Origin of the sequence: Glycomyces algeriensis (assembly GCF_027622855.1) — a bacterium.
GTDB classification, from domain to species: Bacteria; Actinomycetota; Actinomycetes; order Mycobacteriales; family Micromonosporaceae; genus Glycomyces; species Glycomyces algeriensis.
On sequence record NZ_JAPZVR010000013.1, the window covers coordinates 88630 to 113358 of the forward strand.

General features: G+C 71.6%; 21 protein-coding genes and 1 pseudogene. 12 read left to right on the forward strand and 10 right to left on the reverse strand.

Translation table 11 applies throughout. The features are described 5' to 3' along the window. Positions 1-62: 62 nt before the first annotated feature. Positions 63-2657 carry a GNAT family N-acetyltransferase gene (locus O2L52_RS19895; protein WP_270117708.1) on the reverse strand — a complete coding sequence of 865 codons (2595 nt, stop codon included), beginning with the start codon at positions 2655-2657 and terminating at the stop codon, positions 63-65. Positions 2658-2723: 66 nt separating this feature from the next. Here O2L52_RS19895 and O2L52_RS19900 point away from each other — a divergent pair, with 66 nt between their 5' ends. The 3 genes from O2L52_RS19900 to O2L52_RS19910 all read left to right on the forward strand — a co-directional run bounded on the left by O2L52_RS19900 (position 2724) and on the right by O2L52_RS19910 (position 5019). After that, positions 2724-3437 carry a siderophore-interacting protein gene (locus tag O2L52_RS19900; protein WP_270117709.1) on the forward strand — a complete coding sequence of 238 codons (714 nt, stop codon included), beginning with the start codon at positions 2724-2726 and terminating at the stop codon, positions 3435-3437. Between the two features lie 114 nt (positions 3438-3551). After that, the gene (locus tag O2L52_RS19905) at positions 3552-4478 is read left to right on the forward strand and encodes a LysR family transcriptional regulator (RefSeq protein ID WP_270117710.1); all 927 of its coding nucleotides are present in this window, start codon (positions 3552-3554) and stop codon (positions 4476-4478) included. A 118-nt stretch (positions 4479-4596) separates the two neighbouring features. Further along, entirely contained in the window at positions 4597-5019 is a 423-nt protein-coding gene (locus O2L52_RS19910) for a hypothetical protein (RefSeq protein ID WP_270117711.1), read from the forward strand. On the opposite strand, the gene O2L52_RS19915 is transcribed toward O2L52_RS19910, so the two are convergent. The 4 genes from O2L52_RS19915 to O2L52_RS19930 are packed head-to-tail and all read right to left on the reverse strand — an operon-like array spanning position 5016 to position 8567. Next, positions 5016-5657, reverse strand: a complete 642-nt coding sequence (locus tag O2L52_RS19915; RefSeq protein WP_270117712.1) for a response regulator — start codon at positions 5655-5657, stop codon at positions 5016-5018. The two genes, O2L52_RS19910 and O2L52_RS19915, sit on opposite strands and share 4 nt — an antisense overlap. Further along, positions 5654-6901, reverse strand: a complete 1248-nt coding sequence (locus tag O2L52_RS19920; RefSeq protein ID WP_270117714.1) for a sensor histidine kinase — start codon at positions 6899-6901, stop codon at positions 5654-5656. Before O2L52_RS19920 ends, O2L52_RS19915 begins: the two co-directional genes overlap by 4 nt. Before the next feature lie 5 nt (positions 6902-6906). After that, the gene (locus O2L52_RS19925; protein WP_270117715.1) at positions 6907-7611 is read right to left on the reverse strand and encodes an ABC transporter permease; all 705 of its coding nucleotides are present in this window, start codon (positions 7609-7611) and stop codon (positions 6907-6909) included. A 44-nt stretch (positions 7612-7655) separates the two neighbouring features. Beyond that, a complete protein-coding gene (locus O2L52_RS19930) occupies positions 7656-8567 on the reverse strand; it encodes an ABC transporter ATP-binding protein (protein WP_270117716.1) in 912 nt (303 codons plus the stop codon). A gap of 172 nt (positions 8568-8739) precedes the next feature. Between O2L52_RS19930 and O2L52_RS19935 the strand changes: the two genes are divergently transcribed. Next, on the forward strand, positions 8740-9000 hold the full coding sequence (locus O2L52_RS19935; protein ID WP_270117718.1) for a hypothetical protein: 261 nt from the start codon (positions 8740-8742) through the stop codon (positions 8998-9000). On the opposite strand, the gene O2L52_RS19940 is transcribed toward O2L52_RS19935, so the two are convergent. Further along, complete coding sequence (locus O2L52_RS19940; RefSeq protein ID WP_270117720.1) at positions 8997-9386, reverse strand: MerR family transcriptional regulator; 390 nt, start codon at positions 9384-9386, stop codon at positions 8997-8999. The genes O2L52_RS19935 and O2L52_RS19940 overlap by 4 nt on opposite strands. A 45-nt stretch (positions 9387-9431) precedes the next feature. On the opposite strand from O2L52_RS19940, the gene O2L52_RS19945 reads away from it, so the two are divergent. After that, positions 9432-10151 carry an SDR family oxidoreductase gene (locus tag O2L52_RS19945; RefSeq protein ID WP_270117721.1) on the forward strand — a complete coding sequence of 240 codons (720 nt, stop codon included), beginning with the start codon at positions 9432-9434 and terminating at the stop codon, positions 10149-10151. Positions 10152-10530: 379 nt separating this feature from the next. Here the strand turns inward: O2L52_RS19945 and O2L52_RS19950 are convergent, their stop codons facing one another. Beyond that, positions 10531-11316 (reverse strand): DUF998 domain-containing protein, encoded by a 786-nt coding sequence (locus O2L52_RS19950; protein WP_270117722.1) that lies wholly within the window; start codon positions 11314-11316, stop codon positions 10531-10533. Between the two features lie 142 nt (positions 11317-11458). Between O2L52_RS19950 and O2L52_RS19955 the strand changes: the two genes are divergently transcribed. From O2L52_RS19955 to O2L52_RS19975, 5 genes are all read left to right on the forward strand, one after another. Next, complete coding sequence (locus tag O2L52_RS19955; RefSeq protein WP_270117724.1) at positions 11459-12799, forward strand: sensor histidine kinase; 1341 nt, start codon at positions 11459-11461, stop codon at positions 12797-12799. Beyond that, on the forward strand, positions 12796-13470 hold the full coding sequence (locus tag O2L52_RS19960; RefSeq protein WP_270117726.1) for a response regulator: 675 nt from the start codon (positions 12796-12798) through the stop codon (positions 13468-13470). The genes O2L52_RS19955 and O2L52_RS19960 overlap by 4 nt, the downstream gene beginning before the upstream one ends. 368 nt (positions 13471-13838) lie before the next feature. Continuing rightward, positions 13839-16037: an MMPL family transporter gene (locus O2L52_RS19965; protein WP_270117728.1), complete on the forward strand. Its 2199-nt coding sequence runs from the start codon at positions 13839-13841 to the stop codon at positions 16035-16037. Between the two features lie 147 nt (positions 16038-16184). Beyond that, positions 16185-17009: an NmrA family NAD(P)-binding protein gene (locus tag O2L52_RS19970; RefSeq protein WP_270117730.1), complete on the forward strand. Its 825-nt coding sequence runs from the start codon at positions 16185-16187 to the stop codon at positions 17007-17009. A gap of 286 nt (positions 17010-17295) precedes the next feature. After that, on the forward strand, positions 17296-18453 hold the full coding sequence (locus tag O2L52_RS19975) for a S1 family peptidase (RefSeq protein ID WP_270117731.1): 1158 nt from the start codon (positions 17296-17298) through the stop codon (positions 18451-18453). Between the two features lie 146 nt (positions 18454-18599). Here the strand turns inward: O2L52_RS19975 and O2L52_RS19980 are convergent, their stop codons facing one another. Next, entirely contained in the window at positions 18600-19727 is a 1128-nt protein-coding gene (locus O2L52_RS19980; protein WP_270117733.1) for a DNA glycosylase AlkZ-like family protein, read from the reverse strand. Between the two features lie 174 nt (positions 19728-19901). On the opposite strand from O2L52_RS19980, the pseudogene O2L52_RS25495 reads away from it, so the two are divergent. Next, positions 19902-20018: pseudogene (locus O2L52_RS25495) on the forward strand (hypothetical protein); the annotation flags it as partial. A gap of 387 nt (positions 20019-20405) precedes the next feature. On the opposite strand, the gene O2L52_RS19985 reads toward O2L52_RS25495, so the two are convergent. After that, the gene (locus O2L52_RS19985; protein ID WP_270117735.1) at positions 20406-21950 is read right to left on the reverse strand and encodes a gamma-glutamyltransferase family protein; all 1545 of its coding nucleotides are present in this window, start codon (positions 21948-21950) and stop codon (positions 20406-20408) included. Positions 21951-22090: 140 nt separating this feature from the next. Further along, on the reverse strand, positions 22091-23260 hold the full coding sequence (locus O2L52_RS19990; protein ID WP_270117737.1) for a tetratricopeptide repeat protein: 1170 nt from the start codon (positions 23258-23260) through the stop codon (positions 22091-22093). A gap of 227 nt (positions 23261-23487) precedes the next feature. Between O2L52_RS19990 and O2L52_RS19995 the strand changes: the two genes are divergently transcribed. Further along, positions 23488-24624, forward strand: coding sequence for a hypothetical protein (locus tag O2L52_RS19995; RefSeq protein WP_270117739.1), 1137 nt, complete (start codon positions 23488-23490; stop codon positions 24622-24624). Positions 24625-24729: the final 105 nt, after the last annotated feature.

Genomic DNA, 24729 nt, shown 5'->3' on the forward strand with positions numbered 1-24729 from the left:
GCCCCCGGGGGCGCCCCCCCCGGGCCCCCCCCCCCGCCCGGGGCCGCGGGTGTACCGGAGCGCTAGGGCAGGAAGTGCGCGGGCGCGTCCTCGCGTCGGAAGAACGCCAGCCGGGCGGTCTTGTGCGGCATCTGGATCTCCGGGCCGAACGTGAAGCCGCTGCGGCGCATGCGGGCCGCGGCCTGCTCGTTGCGGGCGTCCGGTTCGACCACGATCCGCAGGTGCTTCGGGTCGGCGAACAGGAATCCGGCGATGACGCCCATGAGGACGCCGGTGAACCCGGCCTGGGCGCTGCCGCCGGCGGGGGCGATGAGCAGGTGCATGCCGAAGTCGCCGGGCTCGACCTCGTAGCACTCGCCCACGGGGTCGGCGTCGGGCTCGTAGGTCTGCAGCAGCGCGATCGGCTCGCCGTCGCGCAGCATCAGGTACGCGTGGTGGGTGTCGAGGGCGTCGAGGTACTCGTAGATCTCGAGCACGTGCTCGCGCGAGTGCTCGGTCATCCCCCAGAACCGGGCGCGCTCCTGGGTGACCCAGCCGTGGACGAGGTCGAGGTCCTCGGCCGGATTGAGTGGCACAATGGACACGGTGCCGAACCCTTCCGGCTTCTTCTCGAACACTGCCGGGCGGTCGATCACGCGGTACTCCTCCTCCAGTCGCGCCCAGTCGGTGACGACGGGGACGAGTTCGCCGTCGCGCCAGAGCGGGAACTGGTCGCGCTGGTGCGGACCGGGGGCGCCGGCAGCTCCGAAGGGGACGATCCAGCGACTCTGCTCGCGGTCGGCGAGGTCCCAGACCCAGCGGGCGGCGGGGCCGCCGCTGTAGTCCTCGGTGAGGCCGGGGATGCCGGAGGCGGCGAGGACGCAGTCGAGGTCGCCGCCGCCGCCAGCCAGGGGCTCGACGGGGGCGGTGCCCTCGGGCAGGTGCTCCCAGGGCTTGAGCCGGTGGGCCTCGCCCCAGGGGGCGAAGTCGTCCGCGGCGACCTCGGCGAGGGCGGCGGCGAGGACCCGGTCGCGCGCCGCCGGGCCGATGTAGGCGAGGACGTGCTCGATCACGAAGCCGATGCGGTTGCGCACCAGGAACCACGGCTGGTACATCGGCGGTGTGCCGTCCGGGACGGTGAGGGCGGCGAACTCCGGCAGGTCGGCGAGGCGCCGCGCGGTGGCGGCGCGGAGGGCGGCGAACGCGGTGGCGTCGGCGCTGCCGGCGTCCATGTGGCGGTCCCAGGCGAGCAGCCGGTCGAGGAGCTTCGCGGCGTCCGGTGCGTGTGCGAGGCCCGCCAGGGGGCCGAGGAGCACTTGGGTGCTCGGCTGGAGCGTGTCGGTGTGGACGGCGGCCATGTCTGCGGCGGTCCAGTCCGCGCGGTCGCGCAGGAGTTCGCGGATGCGGTCGGCCCGGTGGGGCGGGCAGAACTCGAGGCCGAGCGGGGCGGCGAGGCCGCGTTCGTTGGCCATGGCCTCGAAGCGGTCGATCGGCTTGCGGGGCATGGGCTTCCATCCGGTCCAGGCGTGTTCGGGTGCCCAGGCGGGGACGGGGTGGCGGCGGTTGCGCTCGTCGCGGTCGGGGACGCGCCCGGCGACCCGGTGGAGGGTGCCGCCGGCGGTGTCGGCGGCCATGACGACGTTGACCGGGAGGACCCAGTGGTCCATCGCGGCGTCGACGTCGGCCGCGGTGCGGGCGCGCAGGAGCTTCGGGAGGGCGTCGAATCCGAGGTCGGGCAGCGCCTGGAGGGGGCCGCGGAAGCTGAAGCGGCCCTTGGCGTCCTCGCCGACGACGGGCCCGCGGGCGGTCACGACGACGTCGACGTGCTCGTCGGCGCCTCCGGCGACCGCGAAGGTCTCGGTGCGGACGGCGGCGGGCTCCCAGCCGTCGGGGCCGAGCGCCTCGACCGTGCCGTCCGGGTGGCGGCGCAGCTGTTCCCGGTAGACGTCCTGGGTGTCGGCCATGGCGTTGGTGATGCCCCAGGCCACGCCACCGGTGTGTCCGAAGTGGGCGATGCCGGGGACGCCTGGCACGGCGAGGCCCACGACGTCGAATTCGGGGCAGGCCAGGCGGATCTGCTGGTACGAGCCGGGCAGTTGGAGGGAGCGGTGCGGGTCGCCGGCGAGGATCGGCAGGCCCGAGGCGGTCATCGTGCCGTCGACGAGCCAGGCGTTCGAGCCGGTCGGCTCCGGCCCGTCGAGCGCGAAGGCGGCGACGGCCGCCTCCCCCAGGGTGTCCCGCACCAGTTCGCGCCAGAGCTTGCCGGGGAAGCCGACGCCGAAGAGGAGGTGCTCCCCGTACCAGAGGGCGAGCGGCGTCCAGGGCTCCCAGGGCGCGGGGGGCGCGTCGAGTTCGGGCGCGCGCCGGGCGCCCTCGGCGAGGCCCGCGTTGACGCCGGCCACGTAGCTCCGGACCCATGCGGCGGTGCCGGCGTCCAGCGCCGCGAAGGCGGCCTTGGCGGAGGGGACGACGCAGGCCTGCCGGACGAGGCGGTCCCAGTGGATCCAGTCGGCGCCCAGCACGGCCGCGGTGTCGCCGGCGGCGCGCCTGCGGCCGATCTCGATCTGCCAGGCCCGGTCGCGGGCGGCGTTGGCGCCTTGGGCGAACGCCAGCGCGTTCGCGTCCGGGGCCTGCAGGTGGGGGATTCCCAGGGCATCCCTGAAGCACACGAAACTCATAGTTAGGTTAGTCTAACCTAAGCATAAGGTTATTGATCTTCACTGGGATGCGGAAAGGGTTCGAACATGGGGCACGGCTGGGAGGGCGCGGTACTGAAGCTGCTGCGCGCCAAGGACTTCACGTTCACCGTCACGGGCGCGACGCAGATCACCGAGCACTACCGGCGGCTCACGTTCACCGATGGCGGCCTCCTCGCCGAACTGCCGCTGCACCCGACGATGTGGGTCCGGCTGTGGTTCGACAACGACGGCAAGCCGCACCAGCGGGGCTACACGATCGTCGACCCCGACGCTGAGAACGGCACGTTCGCCATCGAGTTCGCGCTGCATCAGGGCATCGCGAGCGACTGGTCGCGGCAGGTCGAGCCGGGCGGCGCCATTCAGGCCACGGTCTACGGCACCGGCTTCGAACCGCTCGACCCCGCCCCGGAGCGACTCCTCATCGTGGGCGATGCGGCTTCGCTTCCGGCCGTGAACTCCCTGCTCGACGCGTTCCCCGGGACGCCGGCGACGATCTGGTTCGAGACCGCGTCCGATGACGAGCTCCCCCACCGGACCACGGACCGCCACGACCTCAGGCTGATCCCCCGCGCCGACGGCGGCGACGCCCTGGTCGCCCAGGTGCGCAAGGAACTCCCCGAACTCGCGAAGGACACGGCGGCGGCGTACTTCTGGATCGCGACCGAGGCCAAGTCCACGCGGGCCCTGACCGCGTTCGCCCGCAAGGAGGTCGGTTTCCCGAAGGACCGCATGCACTCGATGGCGTACTGGCGCGGCTGACCCCTCCGGGCGGTGTCGCAGCTCGTGACTAGGCGGACACGTGTTGCAGAACCGCCCTACCCGACCGTATTGTGGTTCGACAATGGCCGTTCTTTGAACCATGGTTCAAGGACCATGAACCACGGAGGTCGAGCGTTGGAGCGGCAGGAGATCGAGACCGTCCTCGTTCTGGGGGAAGAGCTGCACTTCCGTCGCGCGGCCGAGCGGCTGCACGTCGCCCCGGCCCGGGTCACGCAGCTCATCCAGAAGCTCGAGCGCGAGATCGGCGCGCCCCTGTTCAACCGCAGCAACCGCGCGGTGACCCCGACGGACATCGGCAGGCTGCTCCTCAGCGAACTGGCCCCGGCGCATGCGGCGGTGACCGCCGCGTTCCTGCGGGCCGCCGAGGCCGCGAAGCAGCCGGCCGGGGTGCTCCGCCTCGGGTTCCTCGGCCCTGCCACGGGCGAGCATCTGGCCGACCTCGCGGACGCGTTCGACCGGAACCACCGTGACGCGGAGGCGCAGGTCGTCCTCGAGGTCGAGGTCTCCGATCCGCTCTCGGCGCTGCGTTCGGGACGGGTCGACATCCTCGCGCTGTACGCGCCGGTGGTGGACCCCGGTTTCGTCACCGGTCCCGTTGTGCTCCAGGAGAAGATGGTGCTCGCGGTGCCCGCTTCGCATCATCTCGCCGGGCGCGGTTCGGCGACGATGGAGGACCTGCCCGGGGAGCCGGTCATCACTGCGAACGCCTCCCGCGACTGGCTCCGGCAGATCCTGCCGGACGCCTCCCCGAGCGGCCGGCCCATCGTGCCGGTCTCCTGGATCGACTCCATTCAGGCGAAACTCGCACTGGTCGGTGCGGGCAAGGGCATCGGTGTGATCGGGCAGCAGTGGGCGCGGTTCAACCCCCGGCCCCAGATCGTCTACCTGCCCTTGGACGACTCGATCGTCCACAATGTGTCGCTGGTGTGGCGGGCGGACCGCGAGACCGAGCTCATCAGGAACTTCTCGCGGCTCGCGCACGATTTCGGGCCGGTGCAGGAGCCGTCCCTCGCGGGGTAGTTCATCCCTGTTGAACGTACATTCCAGATCCGGTCATTGATCGCATCGGCCTTGTTGGACGAACATGGGGATACTGCGGCGCACCCCTGCCGCAGCACCCCACTGGAAGGTCCGGCGAATGCGCGTCACGACGAGGTTCCGCCCCGCCCGCCGCATTGCGGTGCAGGCGTTCACCATCCGCATGTTCGGCCTCATGGCCTTGTTCCGCTGGCGCGCAAGGGTCTTCAAGTGCTCGCTGCGGGCGCGCGTCTACCGGGCGTCGCTGTTCCTGTCGTTCCTCCGCTGCCGCGCGAAGGCCGTGCTGCTGGCCTGGAGGCTGCGGGGTGTCGCGGCGCCGAAGCGCGAAGCCGCCCCTGCACCTGAACGACCGGTCCCTGACGTAGCACCGCAGCCGGCCCCGGTGCTGGCGGTGCCGATGCAGCACGAGTCCTCCATAGTGGATGTTCCCCGGCAGCGGCGATCCCGCACCTCCAGTCGGCCGGAAGCGGCGCGCCGTCCGAGGGTGCCGGTCCAGCGGCAGGTCGAGGCCGGGCTCCGCTAGCGCTCGTCGACCTGGAGCAGGCCCTTGCGGAATCCGGCCGCGACGGCCGCCGCGCGGTCCTTGACGCCGAGCTTCGCGTAGAGGTGCAGCAGGTGCGTCTTCACGGTCGCTTCGCTGAGGAACAGCCGCTTGGCGGCCTCCTTGTTGGAGCAGCCTTCGGAGACGAGCCGGAGGATCTCGATCTCCCTGTCGCTCAAGGACTCCTGCGGGGCCCGGACCTGGCTCATCAAGCGGGTCGCGACGGTCGGCGAGAGCACCGCCTCGCCGCGGGCCGCGGCGCGCACCGCTTTGACGAGGTCGGCCCGCCCGGTGTCTTTCAGGAGGTACCCGGTCGCCCCGGCCTCGATCGCGGGGCGCACGTCCTGGTCGGTGTCGAACGTCGTCAGCACCAGCACCCTGACCTGGAGCCCCGCCCGGGCCAGTTCGCGGATCGCCTCGACGCCGCCCATGACGGGCATGCGCAGGTCCATGAGGATCACGTCCGGGCGCAGGGCCTTCGCCATGGCGACCGCCTCGGCGCCGTTCCCGGCCTCGCCGAGGACCTCGAAGCCGGGTTCGGCGGCGATGATGCCGCGGAAGCCGTCGCGCACGACCGGGTGGTCGTCGGCGATGATGATGCGGATCGGCACCTCGGTCATGCTTGCGCCCCTTCGATTTCGGACCTGTCGTCGTCGCGTTCCAGCGCCGGCACGGTCGCCGAGACCGCGGTGCCCTCGCCCCGTGCGGACTCGACCGCGAACGTGCCGCCGAGCCGCTCGACGCGCCGCCGCATCCCGTCCAGCCCGAACCCGCCGCCGTCCGAGACGCGGTCCAGCTCGAATCCGCGGCCGTCGTCGAGCACGTCCAGCGCGACCACGTCCCCGATGTACGAGAGCGTGATGCCGACGCGCCCGGCGCCAGCGTGCTTGCCCGCGTTGGCGAGTGACTCCTGGGCGACCCGCAGGAGCGTGCCCTCCACGTCGGGGTCCAGGGGCCGGAACGTACCGGTCACGTTCACCGCCACCGGGATCCCGTGCAACTCCGCCCACTGGCCGGACACCGCCTCCAGCGCCTCGGGCAGCGCTGCCGCCTCCAGCTGCGAGGGCCCCACGGCGTGCACGGTCCGGCGCGCCTCGGCGAGGTTCGCGCGGGCCAGCATCAGCGCCTTGTCGACCCGGGGCCGCCAGTCCGGCTCCTCCGGCGCGGCCTGGAGCTGCGCGATGATCCCGGCCAGGCCCTGCGCGAGGGTGTCGTGGAGGTCGCCGGCGATGCGCTGCCGCTCGTCCATCACCCCGGCCTCGCGCGCCTGGACGAGCAGCTGCGCGTGCAGGCCCGCGTTCTCGGCGAGCGCGGCTTCGAGGCGGTCCACCGTGCGCTTGCGTTCGGCGCTGCGCTCGCTCGTGACGTCCCCGACGAAGCTGAACAGCGCCACCAGGCCGGCGATCGCGGCGGTGAAGAGCACGAACGCGAACGCTTCGGTCGCATCGCCCGGCGGGAACCCGGTGTACGTGGCGACGCTGACGGCCGCCGTCGCCGTAACCCCCGCGAACCGCCACGGGCCCTTGAGGAACCACCACGAGTGGAGGAACCCGGTGAAGCCGAAGAACGTGGTGAACCAGACCGCGTGCGAACCCAACGCGGCGATCGCGGTGATGAGACCGGCGAGGTAGGCGCCCTGCCAGGCGCCGTCCGGCACCCGGGAGGGCTTGAGGCCCTGGAAGTACCGCATCCACGCGGCGGCGAGCGTGCACACGCCGAGGACTTCGAGCCGGCCGGTCCAGTCCGCGTCGACGGTGAGCCAGTAGAGGAGCAGCGAGACCGCGAGGAGCGCGTACGGCGCGAGCCGCATCTGCGTCTGGAGCCGCCGTTCCCAGCGGTCGAGACGTCCGCTCGCGCTCGCCATGTCCCCTACTCCCATCGGAAGCAGCGCGCCGCGACCGCGCTGATGACCACTGTGTACACGGCCAGCAGGACCAGGGGCAGGAGGTCGGGCGCCTGGCCCGACCACGCCTGGTGGAGGCCCGCCCTGAACGCGCCGAGAGGGGTGAACTCGCCGATGCGCGCCAGGTTAGCAGGCATCTGGGCCACCGGCTGGATGAGTCCCGCCAGGTAGGCCATGGGGAAGTAGAGGAGGACGCCGATCCCGTTGGCGGCCCGCCCGTTCGGGGCCAGCGCGGCGATGAGCAGGCCGACGGCGAACATCGCGGCGGTGCCGAGAGCGCACACGAGCACGACCGGCAAGGCCCGGGCCGGGAGGTGGATGCCGAGGACGCCGCCGGCAACGGTGAGCTGGAGCGCGGTGGCGGCGGCGAGGAGCACCAGCTGGAGGAGGAGCTGCACGGCGAGCAGGTAGCCGGGCCTGACGGGGGTGGTGGAGAGGCGGCGGAGGATGCCGCGTTCGCGGTAGCCCGCGAGGGTCGTGGGCAGGAGGTAGAGGCCGATGAGGCCGACGGCGATCGCCATGCCCATGGGCAGGAGGACCGTGTCGTTCTTGGGAGTCGAAGCGCCGAAGACGATGAGGAAGAACAGCGGGATGAGGACGCTGACGAGCGAGCCGGGTTCGCGCAGGAGGAGCTTGGTCTCGACGGTGGTGAGTTTCGCGAGGGCGTGCATGGTGTCTCCGAATGGGTTGTGTTGCGGGCGTTGGCGTGCGGCGGCTAGTGGTCGAAGGGGCGGCCGGTGAGGGCGATGAAGGCGTCTTCGAGGGAGCGCTGATCGATGCGCAGGTCGGTGACGAGCAGGTGCTCCTGGGCGAGGCGGGCGGCGACCGTCGTCGCGAAGTCGCCGGTGCCGTGCACGGTGACGTGCGCGCCGTCGCGGTCGACCGCGGTGACGCCGGGGAGCGCGGCGAGGAGCGGGACCGGGTCGGTGTCGACCAGGAGCGTGAACCGCATCTGCTGCGGCCCGGCGTTGGAGCCGACGAGGCCGGCGGGGGTGTCAAGGGCGACGACGGTGCCGCGGTCGATCACGGCGACCCGGTCGCACAACTCCTCGACCTCGTCCATGAAGTGGCTGACCAGGACGGTGGTGACACCGCGGGCCTGCACCCGCTTCACGAGCTCCCAAGTGGCGCGCCGCGCCTGCGGGTCGAGGCCGGTGGTGAGCTCGTCCAGGAACACGACCTTCGGGTCGCCGATGAGGGCCAGCGCGATGAACAGGCGCTGGCGCTGGCCGCCGGAGAGCTTCCCGAACCGGTTGCGGCGCAACTCGGTCAGGCCCCACTCCTCCAGGAGCTCGCGCCAGTCCCGGGGCGCCTGGTAGAAGGACGCGTACAGGTCGAGGGCTTCGCCCACTTTCAGGTTCTCGGGGAGCTGGGTCTGCTGGAGCTGGACGCCGACGACCTCGCGGAGCGCCCGGGCGTCGCGGGCCGGGTCGAGCCCGAGGACGCGGATCGTGCCGGCGTCGGGGCGGCGCAGGCCCTCCACGCATTCGACGGTGGTGGTCTTGCCGGCGCCGTTGGGACCGAGGATGCCGAAGACCTCGCCCTCCTCCACCGAGAAGGAGACGTCGTCGAGGACGGTGCGGCCCGAGTAGGCCTTGCGCAGGTGAGCGACTTCGATGATTGCCATGCCTCAAGCCTCGTCGTCCTGCGGCGCAGCCGAATCGGCTCCCAGGTGCGGTTCGGCGCATCGATGTGCGGACCGGAAATCAACCGACCGGTTGATGCGCCCGCCCCGAAACGCGGGCCGTGTCCATTACGGTGAGTGCGGCAGCAGCAGTCGAGCAGCGAGGAGACGGCGCATGGCGAGCACCGCGGAGATCAAGTCGCAGATCCAGGGCGCGATCGAGCAGGTCCAGGAGGCGATGGGCGCGATCGGCGGCGCCCAGTCCCGCACGGACGACGCGATCGGCGCGGGCACCGCCGCCACCCAGGACACCGGCAGCGCCATGCCGGGCGAGGCCCTTTCCCAATGGCAGCAGGCGAAGGAGAAGCTCGAAGAGGCCCTCGCCCTGTACCAGGGCGGCGCGGACACGTTCGAGCAGTACGCGAACTCGATCTAGCCGGGGCGCCCCGGGCCCTCGCCGATGAACGCGAGGACCGACTCGAAGCGTTCCTTGGTCGCGGCGGCGGCGCGGTACTCGGCCTCGATGCGGGCGTACTCCTCGTAGACGACGGCCCGCTGCTCGGGGGTGACCTCCTCGGCGCTGGTGCACCTGCGGAGCTTCGCGATCGCCCGGCTGGGGAAGCCGTTGCCCAGCAGCGTCCGGATCCAGCGGACCTGGTCGACCGCGTCCGGGGTGTAGACGCGCTGGCCGCTCGCGGTCCGCTCGGGCCGCAGGAGCCCCTGCTCCTCGTAGTACCTGATGGCGCGCACGGTCGCGCCCGTCGCTTCGGCCAGTTCCCCGATGCGCATCCGCGCCTCCCCGATCGATGTGGTGTCCGCCACTGCCGCTTGCCTCTGACGCCGGCGTGAGGTCATAGCGTCGACCGCATGGAAATCCAAGGATCAATCGCAATCGTCACCGGCGCCAACCGCGGACTGGGCCGCCGCTTCGCGCAGCAACTCCTAGAACGCGGCGCGGCCAAGGTCTATGCCGGCTCGCGCCGGATCGAATCCGTCGACCTGCCCGGCGTCGAACCCGTGCAACTCGACATCACCGACCCCGCATCGGTCGCGGCCGCCGCGACGACCGCCTCCGACGCGACGATCCTCATCAACAACGCGGGGATCGCGACGTTCGCGAACCTCGTCGAAGGCGACGAGGACGCGATCCGGCGGGAGATGGAGACGAACTTCTTCGGCACGCTCAACATGGTGCGGGCCTTCGCACCGGTCCTCGGCGCGAACGGCGGCGGCGCGGTCCTCAACATCCTCTCCGTGCTGTCGTGGCGCTCGTTCGGGCTCGGGAACGCTTACGCCGCAGCGAAGGCCGCGTCGTGGAGCCTCACCAACAGCGCGCGCCTCGAACTCGCACAGCAGGGGACGCAGGTCGTCGGGTTGCACGTCGGCGGCATCGACACCGACATGCTCGCCGGTTTCGAAGCGGAGAAGAGCGACCCCGCCGACATCGCCCGCGCCGGACTCGACGGCATCGCCGCCGGCGCCCTGGAGGTCCTGGCCGACCAGAACGCCGTGGAGCTCAAAGCGATCCTCAGCGCCGACCCGGGCACCGTCTACCCGGAGCTGGCCGGAAGCGGACCGGCGCACTAGCCGCGCCGGGACGCGGTCGAGGAGCACCGCACCCGTGAAGACGCCTCGACTCGCCAGGCGAGCACCGAAACCGGGTCAAGGCGTCACGCCGCCACCGGCACCGGCACCGCCGGACGATCTGAGCCGCGCACGGGCGAGCCGGCGCGCTCAGGCAAAAGGCCGGGGACCTCCCTCCCGGAAGGTCCCCGGCCTTGCCCCTTGCCCCGCCGTATCCGTCAGAACCAGCTGCCGAACGACGGCCCCGGCGGGGCCTCCCGCTCACGGCGGAAGACCTCCCCGTCGCGCCACGTCCCGACCGGCCCGTGCCTGCGCAGCTCGCCGCACTTCCCAGCCGACATCCGTGCCCGGCCCAACCGGGCCCGCAACCGCCCGAACCCGGTCATGACCGCGACCCCGCCAGCGCGGGCACCGCGTCACCGACCTGGCCGGACTCCCGCGCAGCGCTCGCGAACCGGCCAGACCCGATCGAAGCCGTTGCAGGCGTTGCCGTCCGATCGGCCGGAGCCACCGCGCCGACCGGGACCGCCGCACCCGCCGGGACCATCGCCCGGACCGAGTTCGCGACCAGCATCCACACGAGCGCCGAGAGCACGACCAGCAGCACCCGCTGCACGATCCCGCGCCACTCCCCGCCGTCGAGGAACCCGGGAAGGAACGTGTTCACCGTCGTCGTCAGGAACGCGAGCGCCGCCAGCCCCGTCACCCACCACGTGCCGCGCCGCACCCATTCGGGCACGGCTTCGTCTCGCATGCGGATCGCGCACAGTGCCGCGACCACGGTGAGCAGCACGAACGCCGCACCGGCGGTGTACCGGTGGATCTGCGCCCACCAGGTCAGCCCCGACTCGGGCGTGCCCGTGCGGAAGACCGCGGCGCACAGCAGCATCACCGAAGTGGATCCGAGCAGGAAGCGGATGAAGCCCTCGCGGGCGAGGCCGACCCCGCGTCCGGCGAGGATCGCGCACGCCAGCGCGAGCGCCAGCACCGAGGCGGGGAACAGGACGATCCCGGGCCAGGTCACGGCGTAGCTCGACACCGGCGTCGCCACCGGATCGACCGCGTCGGACTGGGTCAGGTGCATCACCGCGAAACCGGTCTGACTGGCCGCGACCGCGGCCATGGCGGTCACTCCGGCTGCGCGCGAACGGAACAGGTTCTGGATCATGCGGCGAACGGTAGGGGCGCGGACGTGCGGTTCCCTCGGTCCGCGGCGTGGAATCAGGACTCATACCGTGGGGTGAGAAGCAGGCCCGCGACCCGTACCCGGGAGTGAGGCGTGCAGGCCCCGGGCGGCATAGGTTGGTGGCGTGAAGTCCCGATCGAAGGCCGAGCCGGCCCCGTACAGTCCCGTCCGTGCCGTGATCACCTATCTGATCCCGGCCGGTCCGGTCGGTTCGGGGACGTGGCGCTGGCGGTTCGTCACGACGCTCGCGCTGTTCGGGCCGGGCTCGGTGCCGTTCGCCGTGATCCTGTTCCTGACCGAGAACGATGCGCTGCGGGCGAACTACGGCATCGGGTGGGCGGCGCTGCCGGCCGCGGCGACCGGGATCGCGGTCGTGCTGGCCCGCTTCCGGCCGGTCGAGGCGTGGGTGCTGATCCTGGCCTCGTTCGCGGCGACCCTGCTCTCCGCCCAGGTCGAGAACTGGGAGCCCTGGCCGCTCACCACCCCGAACCTGCTCGCCGCGATCGTGGTGCTGTTCGCACTGGGCCGCGACCGGCGGGCCTGGATCGGGGCGGTCAGCTGGTTCTCGTACTTCCTCGCGGGCGCCTACGCCGTGTGGGCGTCCAATGCGGGCCTGTTCACGCCGCAGCCGGCGATGGCGCCGCTGCCGAACGGCAGCCTCGCCTCCGACAACCTGGTGCTCGGCACGCTCCTCGGCGCACTCGCCTTCCTCATCGGCTTCACGGTGCGGATCTGGCGGCAGGGCCGGATGCGGGTGGCCGAGGAGGAGCAGGTCGCCGAGGCGGAGCGGCATCAGCGGCGGCTGCTGGAGGAGCGGACGCGGATCGCGCGGGAGTTGCATGACATCGTGGCGCACCACATGTCGGTGATCACGGTGCAGTCGTCGACGGCGGAGTACCGGCTCGCCGACCTCAGCGAGGAGGCGAAGGCGGAGTTCCGGTCGATCAGCGACCAGGCCCGCGAGTCGCTCGCGGAGATGCGGCGGCTGCTGGGCGTGCTGCGCAGTGAGGACGAGGCCGGCGCGCGGGCGCCGCAGCCCGGCCCGGAGGCGCTGCAGGGCCTGGCGGAGGCGGTGGAACGGGCGGGCACGCCGGTGTCGCTGCGAGTCGGCGAACTGCCGGAGGACCTGCCGGAGACGGTGGCGCTCACGGTGTTCCGGGTGGTGCAGGAGGCGCTGAGCAACGTCGTGCGGCACGCGCCGGGCGCGGCCACCGATGCGGCGATCGGGTTCGCGGACGGGCGGGTGACGGTGGCGGTGGTGAACGGCCCCGCGCCGACGAGACCGGCGAGCCGGGAACCGGCCGGGGTCGAACCGGATTCGCAGGGGCTCGGTCTGGTGGGGATGCGCGAGCGCGTCGCGCTGGACGGTGGCACGCTGGAGACCGGGCCGACCGCCGAAGGCGGGTTCCGGGTGCACGCGGTGCTGCCGGTCGAGGACCGTTCGAGCGTGGAGGAGTCCCTGTGACGATCAAGGTGCTGATCGCCGACGACCAGGCGATGGTCCGGGCCGGGTTCGCGGCGCTGCTGAACGCGCAGGAGGACATCGAGGTCGTGGGCGACGCCGAGGACGGCGTGGGCGCGGTGACCGAGACGACCCGGCTGCGACCCGGCGTGGTCCTCATGGACGTCCGCATGCCCACTATGGACGGACTGGAGGCGGCGAAGCGGATCCTGTCCTTCCCCGAGGAGCGGCGCCCGCGCGTGCTCATGCTCACCACCTTCGACCTCGACGACTACGTGTACGAGGCGCTTCGCATGGGCGCCAGCGGGTTCCTGCTCAAGGACGCCCCGCCCGGCGACCTCATCGCGGCCGTTCGGATCGTCGCGGCGGGCGACGCGCTGCTCGCGCCGTCCGTCACGCGGCGGCTCATCGAGCAGAGCTTCAAGGCCAAGCCCGCGCTCAAGCGCTCGGCGAAACTCGACGCCCTCACCCCCCGCGAAGAGGAGGTCCTGCGGCTGATCGCACGCGGCCTCTCGAACCCGGAGATCGCCGGGGCCCTGTTCGTGTCCGAGCAGACGGTGAAGACGCACGTGGGCAAGGTCTTCAGCAAACTGGGGCTGCGCGACCGCGCCCAAGCGGTCGTCTGCGCGTACGAGACCGGCCTCATCACCGCGGGCGACCCCCGGGAGCGCTAGCGCCGTTCCCCTGGGCCTCCATCTGGGTGCGGTGGCCCTCGGCGGCATCCCGGCGTTAGCTCCGTTCACGTGAGCCTCGATCTGGGTGCGACCCCCCGGCAGCCTCTCGGCGTTCGCGCCGTTCCGGTGGGCCTCAATCTGGGCGCGGCGGCGGCCTCTGGCGACCTCTCGCGCGTCAGGTCCGTTCCCGTGGGCCTCACCCGAAATGGTGGGGTCTGCCGTAGTGCCCTCGAGCACCGATCGGACTAGCGTCGATCCTGGGCCCGCCGTGCGGCGGGCCCGCCATCCCACCTCCCGCGGCATGCGGCCCCACAGGCTCGCATGGCGATCCGCCCTGCCCGGAACCGGGCGTCAGAGATCGGCCACCCATGAGCACCCGAACCGCATCCCCGCCGACCGGCTCGACGAAGCGGTCGCCGACCGTCCGCATCGCCTCCTGGAGCGCCGCCAACCCGTGGAAGGCGATCCTCGCGTGGACGGTGTTCGTCGCCGTCTGCTTCGGCGCGGGCACCGCCGCCGGCACCAACCAGGTCGCCTTCTCCGACTACTGGATCGGCGAGGCCGGCGACGCCGAGACCCTCGCCCTCGAGAACGGCCTCTCCGCACCCGCCGTCGAGCAGCTCCTCATCACCTCGCCCGACGGCGCCCTCGACGCCGAGACCGCCGCAGCGGCCGCCGCCGACCTCCGCACCCGCATGGGCGCCTTGGACGAGGTCGCCGAGGTCACCGAATCGGTCACCGCCGAAAGCGGCGACGCCCTCATGCTCGCCGTGACCATGTCCATGCCCGCGCACGAAGCGAACGAGCACATCGACCCACTGCTGGAAGTCACTGCGGCCGTGCAGGAGTCGCACCCCGACCTCGACATCGCCCAGACCGGCGGCAAGTCCATGTCCAACGAGCTCGACGACCAGCTCGGGTCCCAGCTCGGCCAGGTCGAGCGGTTCACCCTGCCGATCACACTGGCCATCCTCTTCATCGTGTTCGGCTCCCTGCTCCTGGCCGGCGTGCCGCTGCTGCTCGCGATCTCCTCGATCGTCGCCGCACTCGGCGTGTACGCGCTGAGCTCCCACTTCTTCCCCGACGCGGGCGGCGCGGTCACCAGCGTGCTCGCCATGATCGGCATGGCCGTCGGCGTCGACTACTCGCTGTTCTACCTCAAACGGGTCCGGGAAGAGCGCAAGCGATCTGGCGGCACCGCCGATCTCGCCAACGCCGTCGAACTCGCCGCCGAGACCGCCGGGCGCACCATCGTGACCTCCGGCATCGCCGTCATCGTGTCCCTCGCCGGCCTCTACCTGGTCGACGACGTCATCTTCTCCTCGATCGCCACCGCGTGCATCATCGTCGTCGCCATCGCCGTGATCAGCTCGCTCACCGTCCTGCCCGCGCTGCTGGCCAAGACCGGCCGCCGCATCGACGGCGGAAAACTCTTGCGCCGCAAGGTGACCGCGCCCGACGCGGACCGCGAAGGCCGCGTCTGGTCGGCGCTGCTGCGCCCGTCCCTGCGCCACCCCGTCGCCACCGCCGTCATCGGCCTGGTCGTCGTCGGCGGCCTCGCCCTCCCCGCCCTGGCCATGACCACGAGCGTCGAAGGCAGGGAGTCCTTCCCCAAATCGCTCGACTCCATCGCGGCCTACGACGCGCTCACCGCCGAGTTCCCGAACGCCGGACTCGCGCACTCCATTGTCGCCCAAGTGGACCCGGCCGACGCGGACGCGCTCGCCGCGGCCGCCGCCGACCTCGAGCAGCGCACCCGCGGCAACGCCCTGTTCGCCCCGACCGACACCTCCCGCCTCCGCTTCTCCGACGACGCGACCGCGATCCGCCTCGACCTGCCGGTCCCCTACGCCACCAGTGACCCCCGCGCCGCCGAGTCCCTCGCACTGCTCCGCGACGACCTCGTGCCCGCCACCATCGGCCAGGTCCCCGGCGTCGAGTACGCCGTCTCCGGCGAACCCGCCTACGCGAGCGACTACGCCGACCACCAGTCCGCGCGCCTGCCCCTCGTCGTCGGCTTCGTCCTCGCCGCCACCTTCGTCGTCATGCTCATCGCCTTCAGGTCGGTGGTGTTCGCACTCCTGAGCATGCTCCTCAACCTCCTGTCGACCCTCGCCGCGTGGGGCGCGCTCGTGCTCGTCTTCCAACACACCTGGGCCGAAGGCCTCCTCGACTTCGACTCCCCCGGATTCATCGGCTCGCGCACGCCGCTCCTGGTCTTCGCGATCCTCTTCGGACTCTCACTCGACTACCAGCTGTTCGTCATGAGCCGCATCAAGGAGGCCGCACTCGGCGGCGCGGCCCCGCGGGACGCGATCCACCAGGGCATCAAGTCCTCCGCGAGCGTCGTCACCAGCGCGGCCGTGATCATGATGTCGGTGTTCGTGGCCTTCGTCTTCATCGACCGCATCGAGATGAAGCAGCTCGGGTTCGCACTCGCGCTGGGCGTGCTGCTGGACGCCGTGATCGTGCGAGTCATGCTCCTGCCCGCGCTCATGGCGATGGTCGACCGCGCGGGCCGGTGGCCCGCCGCGTGGCGCCCGAAGGCGCCTGCGGTCGCACGTTAAGGGCGGCGAGGGGCGGCCACCGGCCGCCCCTCACCTCGTCCACCTGCGTTTACGGGAAATCCCGACCCCGTACTGGAATAGATCGTTCCGCTCTGCTATTATTGGAACATGACATTCCGTTCCGGAGTTTCGAAGAAGGAGAACCCCATGCGCATCCTCGTCACCGGCGCCACCGGCACCGTCGGCCGCAACGTCCTCGAGCAGCTCACCGCCCTCGACGCGACGGTCCAGCTCCGCGGCCTCACCCGCAACCCCGAAGCGGTCCTGCCCGAGGGCGTCGAGGTCGCGGTCGGCGACCTCGCCTCACTGGACACGCTCACCGAGGCCTTCAAAGACGTCGACGCCGTCCACTTCATCAACTTCGCCGGCGAAGGCTACGGCGCGCTGCCCGACCCCGCCGGGCTCGTCGCCCTCGCCGAAAGCGCCGGCGTCCGCCGCGCCACCGTCCTCGGCGGCGTCGCGACCGGCCCGCTCGAGCAGGCCCTCGCCGCCAGCGCGATCGAGACGACCTACCTGCACCCGGTCGAGTTCATGTCGAACGCCGGCATGTGGTGGTCCGAGGTCATCAAGGCCGGCGAGGCTATCCGCGAGCCCTTCGGGGACCGCCTCAGTGCGATGGTCCACCCGGCCGACATCGGTTCGGTCGCAGCGAAAGTGCTGCTCGACGGCGGGTACGACGAGGCGTCGCTGATCATCACCGGCCCCGAGGTGCTGACGATGCAGGAGAAGGTGCGGGTGCTCGGCGAGGCGGTCGGCCGCGAGATCGCGTTCGTGGAGCTCACCGTCGATGAGGCGCACGCGAAGTGGCGGAGCGAGGGCATGCCCGAAGGCGTGATCGCGTTCCTCACCGAGGCGCTCGGCAACACGCCCGAGGAGGGTAAGACCGTGTCGGACACCGTCGAGCGCGTGACGGGCCGCCCGGCGCGGACGTTCACCGAGTGGGCGAACGCGAACGCCGGCGCATTCCGTTAGCGACGAAAGCCGAAGGGGCGCATCCGCACTTGCGGATGCGCCCCTTTTTGTCGGTAATTCTGGGAATTCACAGAGTTTTTGACATTCCTGAAACAACACACCACTTTGGCTGATATTCACTGAATTACTTGGATCTTTCACTTTTTCCCGTTTGGCCCTAGTCTCCTTGTATGGCACGGCTCACCATCATCTCGGTCCCGTCCGCAACCAGCGGCCGGCGCCGGCCTGCCATGGCGGTCGCCTCCCCGTGGACCGCCGATGCCCCCACCCGAAAGGCATGCATCACATGAATCGCCAACGCGCGCTTGCAGTCACCGCTGCCGGTGCCATCGCCACCGCACTCTCCCTGGCCGCCGGGGCCGCACCCGCCTCGGCCGAGATCCTCGACGCCAAGGCCGCCGAGGCCCGCGCCGACCTCACCGGCAACGTCTCCCAAGGCGTGATCGACGGCCTCCAGAACACCTTCGGCCTCACCGAAGCCGAGGCCTACGACCGCCTCGCGGTCGAGGACGTCGCCGCCGACCTCCTCGCAGAGGTCCCCGCCGACCTCGACGAGTCCTATGCGGGCCTGTGGGTCTCGGAGGACGCCGACGAGGTCTTCGTCGCCACCACCGACGCCGCCGACACCACCGGGCTGCGCGCCGAAGGCGCCACCCCGGTCCTCGTCGAGCACGACCTCGCCACCCTCGAGGACGCCGCGAGCGCCCTCACCGCGATCGAGATCGACGGCTACTACGGCAACTACGTCGACGTCGTCGCCAACACCCTCGTGGTCGAGGCCGCCGACGCCGCCACCGCCGCCGACGTGATCGAGGCCGCCGGGATCGACCCGGCGCTCGCCACCGTCGACGCCGGCGCCGAAGCGCCCGAGACGTACTTCGTGCGCGGCGGCGACGCCTACAACATCGAGAACTCGTGGCGCTGCTCGGTGGGCTTCGCGGTCCGCCAGGGCTCGACCCCGGGCTTCGTCACCGCGGGCCACTGCGGTGCGGCGGGCGACTCCGTCACCGGCGGCGAGGCCGCTCCCGGCACCTTCCGCAACTCGGTGTTCCCGTCCGCCGACCGCGCCTGGGTCGCCGTCGGCACCGGCGAGGTCCTGTACGACGACGTGAACATGTACTCCGGCACCCGCGACGTCGCGAACGCGACCGTCGCCGCCGTCGGCTCCTCCATCTGCCGCTCCGGTTCGACCACCGGCTGGCACTGCGGGACCGTCCAGGCCTTCAACCAAACCGTGCGCTACGCCGAAGGCGCCGTGTACGGCATGACCCGCACCAACGTGTGCGCCGAGCCCGGCGACTCCGGCGGCTCGTTCATCTCCGGCAACAGCGCGCAGGGCATGACCTCCGGCGGCTCGGGCAACTGCTCCTCCGGCGGCACGACCTACTTCCAGCCCATCGGCCCGGCCCTCAGCGCCTGGGGCCTGACCCTCGTCACCACCTAGCATCGTCGAACAACGAAGGGGGCCTTCCGAAAGGAAGGCCCCCATTGCGTTGCGTTCGACAGGCTTCGGCCCGTCAGGGTTCACTGCCTGCTGAAGGACGAGCGGCCCGCGCCGCCTGTCCGAGGACAAGCGACTCGGGCTCCCCGTCAAAGGACCAGCGGCTGCACTTCGGCCTTCCAGCGCACTTCGGCGTTCACCCAGGACGCGACCCGGTCGACGGCGGCGTGCAGGTGCTCCCGGTCGGCGCGGGCGTCGTCCCACTGCACGGCCTCCACCACGAGCTCGCCGCTGCTGCGGCGCAGCGCGACCCGGCCCGGCAGGTCGTCGCCGGCGAAGATCGGCAGGCAGTAGTAGCCGAAGGTCCGCTGCGGCTCGGGCACGTAGATCTCGATCTTCCAGCCGTGGCCCCACAGCCGCTCCATGCGCTCGCGCAACCACACCAGCTGGTCGAACATCGACACCGCGACCGGCCGCTCCGCACCGGGCAGGCGGGTGCGGCGCATCTGCGGGTCGATCCAGGTGCGGCCCTTCCAGCCTTCGACGGCGACCTGCTCGACCTCGAGGTCGTTGAGCACCCGCTCGGTGTCGGCGAACTTGAGGCGGAAGTAGTCGGCGATGTCCTTGCTGGTGCCCACGCCGAGGTTGCGCAGGGCCGTGGACACCATGTAGCGCAGGCATTCCTCGTCGTCGGCGTCCCACAGGTGCTCGGCGGGGATGGCGCGCTCGGCGAGCTGGTAGACCCGCTTGAAGCCGATCCGGTGCGTGCAGGCGACCTCGCCGAACCACAGCAGCCGCTCGACGGCGTGCTTGTGGTCGGTGCGGAAGTTCCAGCTGTCGCCCATGTTGCTGACCCCCTGGCCGCGGTGCATCGCGCCGGAGGGGAAGTCGGAGACGGTGATCGCGCCGCGCTCGCGCAGGAGGGTCAGCACCTCCGCCTCGGCGACGGCCAGCGAGTCGTCCTGGTACCGCTCGCGCCAGTTCCGGCGGCGGCGGGCGAGGTAGGGCCAGGCGGAGACGGGCAGCAGCGACATGGCGTGCGCCCAGTACTCGAACGCGACGGGGTTGCGGCGCCGCTCAAGGCTCCGCACGGCCTCGTCCACGTCGAGGTTCCTTGCGAGAAGCGTGAGCTCATGCGCGCGGCGCACCGCGGAGATCGTGTCGAGCTGGATGCACCCGAGCCGCTCCAGCACCGTCTTGAAGCGGGTCGCCTTGGGCCGCAACTGCGCGGCGATCGCAATCCGACGGGCATCGGCAAGCCGCAACGACTCAGGCACAGGTCCGGTCCTTCCACCAACGACAACGGTCACCTCAGACCGTACAACCGCCCCCCGACAACCCGACCACCCCAAGCCAGCGCCGCCGACTGGCGGAGCGGCACTGCTGCGCCCGGCATCGGACCGGGTCTCGTTCTCGCCGGGCCCATCCGCGGCGCGACCATCGCGCCGCGCATCACCCCAACGCCCAACGCCCAACGCCCAACGCCCAACGCCCAACGCCCAACGCCCAACGCCCAACGCCCAACGCCCAACGCCCAACGCCCAACGCCCAACGCCCAACGCCCAACGCCCAACGCCCAACGCCCAACGCCCAACGCCCAACGCCCAACGCCCAACGCCGACATCATGCCCGCCAGCTGCGCTAACGCCCAATTGTCAGACCCATGTGGGAGTGTGGCCTTTTTCGGTTGGTCGGAGGCGGATGCGGGTGGGAAGGGGCACGCCCTATGCCGCCCCGGGCCCGCGCCGAGCCGGTCCGGCCACGCCCCAGCCTGTTCGCAAGGCGGCACACCAGCCCCGATCCCCGGCCTACCAGAGCCCAAGGCCCGCCGAGTCCGGTTCCCGAACGCCCGACCGCCCTGCGCCCGGCTCAACGCAGCCTTCCGCGCTCGAAGCCGTCGCGCCCTCATTAACGCTCCCGCTTCGAGCCGACCTACCGCATCCGCCAACGCTCGCCTAGTTCGGCGCGAGCGCCACCGTTCCCGTCTCCGCGCGCGGGTCCGCCGCGCCCTGCGCCCGGCCGTCCTCGTCGACCTCGATCAGATGCGCGTGCCCGAAACCGCTCCCGGCCTCCGCATCCCGCACCGCGAAACCGCGCTCGCCCAGGCCCACGGCCCAAGCCTCAGGGCTCCCGCCCTCCAGCTCGACGTCGATCTCGTACTGGCCCGTCCACGTCCCGAACCCGGTCTCGCCCGGGTGCAGCCGCCACCGCGCCGCGCCCACCGCCGACTCGACCGACTCGCCGCCGTGCAGCACCCGCGCGATCAGCTGCGCCACGATCTGCGGCTGCGAATCGCCGCCCATCGATCCCGCCACCAGCCGCAGCGACCCGTCGGCCCGCGTCACCAGCGCCGGCACCAGCGTGTGCGGCGGCCGCTTCCCCGGCCCGAACTCGGCCGGGTGCCCCGGCTCGAGGTTGAACCCGGTCCCCCGGTTCTGCAGCCCGATCCCCGTGCGCGGCTCGAACAGCCACGTCCCGAACCCGGCCGCGTTCGACTGGATGTACGAGACGCCCATCCCGTTCCCGTCGAGCACCGCCATGTACGTGGTCCCGCCGGCCGCCTGCCGCACCGGCACCTCGGCCTTCCGGTCCGCGCTGATGCGCGCCGCCCGCTCCCCGGCCGCCGCCAGCAGATCCGAGACGTTCGCGCCCTCGAACAGCCGCTCCGGCCGGTCGTAGCCCGCCTGCCGCGAGGCCTCCACCAGGTAATGCGCCCACAACGGGTCGCCCGCGTCCACCGGCAGCTCCAGCCGATCCGCGATCGCCAGCGCGAGCAGCAGCAGGTACCCCTGCGAGTTCGGCCCCGCCGACCACACCCGGTGCCCGAACGCCTCGACGCTCAACGGCTCCTCCCAGTTCGCATGGGACGCAGCCAGATCCGCCTCATTGAAGAGCCCTGCCCCGAGCTCGATCAGGCCCTGCCCGAAGTCGCCCAGGTAGAACCCGTCCCGGCCGCCCTCGGCGATGGCACGCAGCGCCGCGGCGGTCCGCTCGCGCCGCACCGTTGCCCCCGCCTCCAGGCCGACCAGGTCCTCGGCGCCCGCGACCCCGGCAAGGTTCGCACCCGCCTTCGCGAGCATCGCGGTCGCGGGCCAGCCGCTCGACGCGAGCGCGATCGCCGGCGCCAGCAGCTGCGGCATCGGCAGCGACCCGTGCCGCTCGTGCAGCGCGAACCAGCCGTCGACGCAACCGGGCACGGTCGATGAGCGGAGGTCGTTCCGGAACGGCATCGCCGTATGTCCCTCGGCCCGCAGACCCGCCGGGTCGGCGCCGGAACCGGCCCGCCCCGAGGCGTTCAAAGACGTGGGCACCGCCTGGCCCGGCACGTGGACCAGCGCGAACAGGTCGCCGCCGAGCCCGCACAGGTGCGGGGCCACCACGGTCAGGGCCGCACCCGCAGCGATCGCGGCGTCAGCGGCGTTGCCGCCGCTCTCGAGCACCTCGCGTCCGATACCGCTGACGAGCGGATCGATTGAACACACCACACCCTGATCGACCACGGGGCCTCCTTCTGTGCAACCGACGGGCCGCACAGCGGCCCGTCCGGGGGAACGACGCGCGTCGAACCGCAGGTCCGCGCGCTTGCAACGCCCCGAAGCCTACCTTGCCGGTCGGCAAGTAGAAAAATCGCTGGGAGCGGTCAGACCTCCCGGTCGGCCCCGAACAGCGGCCGCCCGGCGATCAGCGCCGCCCGCCAGTACCACTCCAGGTACCCGCCGACGATCAAAGCAAGCATTCCCAAGTGCTGCAACGCGCTCAGCTCGCCCCGCACCACCAGGCCCATCGCCCCGAGCACCAGCAGCGTCCGCGCCAGAGCCCCGGCGAAATGCCCGCGCCGGCCCTTCCCCACCAGGTCGCGGCGGCACTCCGGCGGCAGCGCCCGCAACGACCAGAACCAGCACACCCAATACAGCAGCACCAGCCCGCCCGCGACCGCGCCCGCCTCGACCCACGGCGTCGGAAAGATCCAGTCGATCACGTTGAGCAGCAACGCCCCCCGCAGCACCCGCTCGTACCAGCGCCACGACCAGTGCCGCAGCGCCGTCTCGTAAAGCCGCGCCTCCTCCTCAGCCCCCGCGCCCGCCTCACCCTCGAGCGCAGTCTCGTTCGATTCGGCCGCCCGCAGGTTCTCCCAGGCCATCCGCAGCCCCGCGCTCAACCGGCCGCGCGTCTGGAGGATCACGGCCAGGTCGTCCCGCACCGAGACGTCGTCCGGATCGAGCTCGAGCGCCCGCACATAGTGCGCGTAGGCCCGCTTGTGCCGAAGATGGTGCTCGTAGATCCGCCCCGCCGTGTGCTGCACCCACACGTCCTCAGGCGAGCGCTCCAGCGCCTGCTCCACCAGCTCCCGCGTCTTGGCGAACTCCTGGTCCCGGTAGCGGCGCCAGGCCAGCTGCATGTAATACCGGCCGTTGTCCGGCGTCAGCTCGACCGCCCGCCACATCGACGCCGTGCCCTCGTCGTCCCGGCCCAGGTCGAACAGGACGTTCGCACGCACCCAGTGCGCATCCGCGTTCGAAGGCTCCTCCTCGACCGCCCGCTCCGCCCACCCCAGCGCGTCCTCCTGGCGGTCGCCCAGATGCAGGCACCAGGCCAGCAGCAGCTGCGAGACCGAGCCGGCCCCGTACTTCCCGACGCCCTGCTCCAAGACCGCGGCGGCCTCGCCGTACTGATCCTTGTCGATCAGTTCCCGCGCCCGCCCCTCCACGGCGCCGGAGATGAACCCCGGCCAAGTCTTGTTCACCGCCTGGAGGACTCGCCCGCGCGCACGCGGGGCCGGGATCGCGTTCGGCTCGGCGGCACCGCTCATACCCGACTCCAGATCACTCGGGGGCCCTGCAAGCAGGACGGGGAGGCGCCGCGACGGCGGAGCACCCGGGCCTCCGCGGGACTCCAACCACGTGCCGGTGCTCACGACAGGTGCTTTTGTCTCCCGACGCCCTTAGCATAGAGGTGGACCGCGTCCACCTGTACGGCCAAGTCTCTTGTACCGTGGAGTGACTGCGGTGGGGACGAGAGGAAAGATCGGAACTGGTCATGGAAGAGCCGACACAGCCTGCTGACTCAGCCGGGCCGATCTCGTCGACGGTGCACCGCTGGCGGCGCCTGGCGGTCCGGCACGACCTCGAGTGGAGCGAACTCCTGCTCATCGCGTTGAACCTGTACGGTTTGCGCGGCAACAACTCTGAAGGCATGCGACTGCGCCTGAACTCCGAAGACGAAGAGTTCATGCTGGTCCTGCCCGCTGACCGCGCGACCTCGCCGTTCAGCCTCCGCGCCCACGTCGACCCCTCCTCGCCCCAGCACGGCCTGAGCGAGCTCTGCGTCGACGGCACCCCGGTCGCCGAGATCATCGAAGCCGAACCCGGCGAAGAGGTCCGCGGCTACCTGCGCGCGGACGGCACCGCCGCGACCCTGCTCCTGCAGGCCGCCACCGATGCCACCGACCTCGTGAAGTGCTACCGCGACCTGTTGCAGGCCTTGGCCTCCGACCTGGCCGACGACGGCGAGCCGCACCTCTTCGACGAGGTCACGCTCTCCGCCGGCGGCGTCCACGACGAAGCCCTCGTGGTCGAGCACCTCGTCGCAGTCCGCGAAGCGATGACCGCAGAGGGCCTCCCGGACACGACGACGCTCGGCGTCCTCACCCCGGCCCTCCGCAGCCAGACCGCCTTCACGGAACTCGCGGCGAAGGTCGGGCCCGTGCTGCTCTTCCTGACCACCGAGAGCTTCCAGGACGACAGCCCCGCATCAGCGGCCGAACCCTCGGTCCCCGAGGACGCCGCAGCCGCAGACCCGCTGGTCCCGGTCACGAACCACCAGTCGGAGCGTCTCTCCGAGATCCTCGCCGCCGCCCGTGAAGCCGGTCACCGCACCTCCTTCACGTACACCGTCGGCAGCGAACCCCTCGACGAGATGCGCGCCTGGCTCCTGCCGCTCGCCGAGCAGACCACCATGTGGCCCTCACTGACGATCCTCCCGGCCGAATCGCCCGTAGACGACTCGCAGCACGTGGCCGCGCCCGACGAACGCCTCGACTTCTTCCTCGAAGCCCGGCGCCTCCTCGAGCAGATCTTCGCCCCGACCCAGCTCCGCCCTCAGCCGTGGCGCTGCTACCGGGGCCTCTGGTACCGCCAGCACGCCGGCGAACACCTCGACGGCCCCTACGTCTAAGCGAACACCCAAAACGACGAGACGGGCGGGGGGGGGCGGCGGGGCGGGGGGCCCCCCCGGCGCCCCCCCACAACACACGCACCCAGCCAGCGCCCCCCCCGCACC